We start from the raw sequence: 3,274 nt of genomic DNA, 5'->3' as shown, positions 1-3,274 counted from the left end.
ATCGAGGCAGTCGACATCGAGCGAGATATAGGTCGGGCCATCGCCCACCACCTTCTTCACCGTCTCGATGATGGCATCGGTGCCGATCTTCGAGACATCCTCGGCATGGATCACGGTCATGCCGCTTTCGTAGGAGAAGTCCCACAGATATTCGGCGGCGCCGCGGATGCCGATCTGCACCGTGCGCTCGGGGTCGAGGTGGCCGGCCAGCACCGCTTCGCGGAACGGGCCGCCGTGCTGGAACTTGCTGCCTTCATAGGGACCGGAGGTGTCGCAATGGGCATCGAAATGCACCATGCCCACCGGCCCGTGCTTCGAGGCGACCCCGGCCAGGATCGACTGCGAGATCGAATGATCGCCGCCGATGGACAGCGGGATGATGCCGGCGCCGCACAGCTTCCTGTAGAAGGCTTCGATGTCCTGATGGCAGGATTCGAGGCTGAAGCGGCTGCGGAAGGGAACGTCGCCGATATCGGCGACCTTGGCTTCGGCAAGGGGCACGACCTTCAGGACGTGTTCGTAAGGCCCGACGCGCTCCACCGTGCGGACGGCACGCGGCCCGAAGCGCGAGCCGGCGCGATTGGTGACGCCAAGATCCATGGGAACGCCGACAAGCGCGATGTCGATGCCGCCGAAATCGGGCAGGTCGGCCGCGTCCGGCTTGTATTCCGCGTCGAGGAAGGTGGAGACCCCGGCGAAGGGCATCATGCGCCGGCCGCCCGCCGAGAACTGAACGTCGGCGACGCGCTTGAATTCGTCGCTGAACATCACCTCGCCGCCGGCATTGCCGTATTTGGCGCGCAGGGCGTCGAGCTTCTTGGCATCGAACATCAAAGGTCTCCTCAGATAAACGCGGTTACTCGTCCTTGGGCGACCAGGCGCCCATGAGCCGGGGAAGGTCGCCGAAGCGCGCGATCAGGCCGAAGACGGCGGCCGCGACGGCGACGAAGAGAATGCTGACCGCCGCCATGGTCGGCGTGTAGCCATAGCGCAGGGCATTGAAGATCTTGATCGGCAGGGTCTCGACCGTGAAGCCGACGACCATATAGGCGACGATATATTCGTTCAGCGACAGCACGAAGGCGAAGGCGAGGCCCGAGATGATGTAGGGCCGGATCAGCGGGAAGACGATGGTGCGCAGCACGGTCTTCTCGTCCGCGCCCATGGTCGCGGCGGCCTCGACCAGGGCGCCGTCGATCGCATCGAAGCCGAGGGTCAGGGTGACGAGCGGCAGGGTAACGAAGAAGATCCCGTGGCTGATCACCACGGTCCAGGGCGCGCCGTAAAGGCCGAGTTCCGACCAGAAGGCGAGGAAGCCGAGAGCGGTGATCACCGGCGGCAGGATGAAGGGCGCGAGGCCGAGGACCTGCACGATGCGGGCGAAGGGCGCGTGCCAGCGCCACAGGAACCAGGCGATGGGCAGGGCGATCAGCACGGCGAGCACCGAGGCGGAAGCCGCGACGCCGACACTGGCGAGGAGGGCCGAGAACCATTCGGGATTGGCGAAGATCTCGCCGAACCAGGCCAGCGAAAAACCCTCGGGCGGGAAGGTCAGGGATTTCTTCTCGTTGACCGCGACCCCGGCGACGACGGCCAGCGGCGCGGCGAGGAAGAGGCCGAAACAGGCGAAGACGAGACGGGTCGGCCAGGGGCTCATCACGCTTTCTCCCGCTGTCCGAAGAGAAGGGACAGGCCGACGAGGCCGAGGCTGACGAGGACCAGGAACACCGCCATGGCCGAGGCGAAGGGCATGTTGGACTGGTAGATCGCCTGATCGGTGATCAGCACCGACAGGGTCCATTGCTGCGGCCGGCCAAGGAGCTGCGGCAGCAGATAGGAACCGAGGGCGAAGACGAAGACCATGATCACGGTCGCGAGGATCGTGTTGCGCAAGGACGGCACGATCACGTTGAAGAAGGCCCTGAAGGGCGAGGCGCCGAGCGTGCGCGCCGCCTCGACCAAGGTGGGGTCGAGGCGCGAGAGCGCGGGATAGAGCACGAGCACCGTATAGGGAAAGGCCTGATAGACCATGCCCGCCAGCACGGCGCCGAAGGAAGGGTAGAGCGAGACCGCCTGATCCATCAGGCCGAGGGCGACCAGAAGATTGGTGATGCCCGCCGTCTTCGAGAACAGGGTCGACCAGGCGAAACCGATGATCACTTCCGAGAGCGAGAGGACGGACAGGAGGAAGACCAGCCAGATTACCTGCACCTGCCGGCGCTGCCGCGCGAGCAGCCAGGTGAAGGGAAAGGCCAGCACCACGGCGACCACGGCGACCAGTGACGACAGGCCGAGCGAGAAGCCGAGCACGCCGCCGAAAAAGGCGGTCAGGAAGCGCTCGTAATTGGCGAATTCGAAGGCCGGCTCGTAAAAGCCGCCCTGCACCCGGTGATAGAAGGAAATGGCGATCATGATGCCGAAGGGCACGACGAAGAACGCCAGCAACATGCCCGCCGGAAAGGCGATGGGGGCGTAATCCGCCAGGCGGCGCGGGCTTGGCTTGCTCATTTCGCCAGCACCACGCAGGCTTCGGCGGGAAACTCCACCGATACCGTGGCCCCGGCGCTCACCGACGGCCGGTCCTTGGGCGCAGTCACCGCGACGATCTCATGGCCCGCGACCTCGGCCCGCACTTCGACCGAGGCGCCGAGATCGCGGATGAAGGTGACGGTGCCGGGCAGCCGGTTGGGGCCTTCGCCGGCCTCGTGGATCTTCACGTCTTCCGGGCGGATGGACAGCACGAGGTCGGCCGGGATGGCGGTCTCCGTGACCGTCAGCGTGCCGCCGCCAACGGCGATGCGGCCGGCGCCGGCCGCCGTGCCGGGCAGGAGATTGGTCATGCCGATGAAATCGGCGACGAAGGCATTGGCCGGCCGGCGATAGACCTCGACCGGCGGCGCCGCCTGCAGGATGCGGCCCTCCGACATGACGACGACGAGATCGGCCATGGTCATGGCCTCGCGCTGGTCATGGGTGACGACGATGGTGGTGATGCCCAGCTGCTGCTGGAGCTGCTTCAATTCGATCTGCATCGCCTCGCGCAGCTTGGCGTCGAGGGCGGAGAGCGGCTCGTCCAGCAGGAACAGCCGGGGCGACAGGGCCAGCGCCCGGGCGATGGCGATGCGCTGGCGCTGCCCGCCCGAGAGTTTGGACACCGGCCGGTCGGCGACGCCCGGCAGCCGGACGAGGGTCAGCAGCCGCTCCGCCGCCGCGCGCTGCTCCTCTTTCGACTTGCCGCGGATGCGCAGGGGATAGGCGGTGTTCGCGCCCACCG

The 3,274-nt window shown here is 66.6% G+C and carries 4 protein-coding genes; all 4 read right to left on the bottom strand.

Features of this window, described 5'->3' with window-relative positions; genetic code table 11:
• The coding region (locus WC493_RS22585) for an arginase family protein (RefSeq protein ID WP_373068775.1) at nt 1-831 on the bottom strand (831 nt) is incomplete at its 3' end.
• A gap of 25 nt (nt 832-856) precedes the next feature.
• On the bottom strand, nt 857-1,657 hold the full coding sequence (locus tag WC493_RS22580; protein WP_373068773.1) for an ABC transporter permease: 801 nt from the start codon (nt 1,655-1,657) through the stop codon (nt 857-859).
• Nucleotides 1,657-2,508, bottom strand: a complete 852-nt coding sequence (locus WC493_RS22575; RefSeq protein ID WP_373068771.1) for an ABC transporter permease — start codon at nt 2,506-2,508, stop codon at nt 1,657-1,659. The genes WC493_RS22580 and WC493_RS22575 overlap by 1 nt, the downstream gene beginning before the upstream one ends.
• A partial coding sequence (locus WC493_RS22570) for an ABC transporter ATP-binding protein (RefSeq protein WP_373068769.1) occupies nt 2,505-3,274 on the bottom strand: 770 nt, incomplete at its 5' end. The genes WC493_RS22570 and WC493_RS22575, both read right to left, overlap by 4 nt.

The organism is Zavarzinia sp., assembly GCF_041650655.1.
Taxonomy (GTDB): Bacteria; Pseudomonadota; Alphaproteobacteria; order Zavarziniales; family Zavarziniaceae; genus Zavarzinia.
This window is presented reverse-complemented; position numbering and strand designations above follow the sequence as displayed.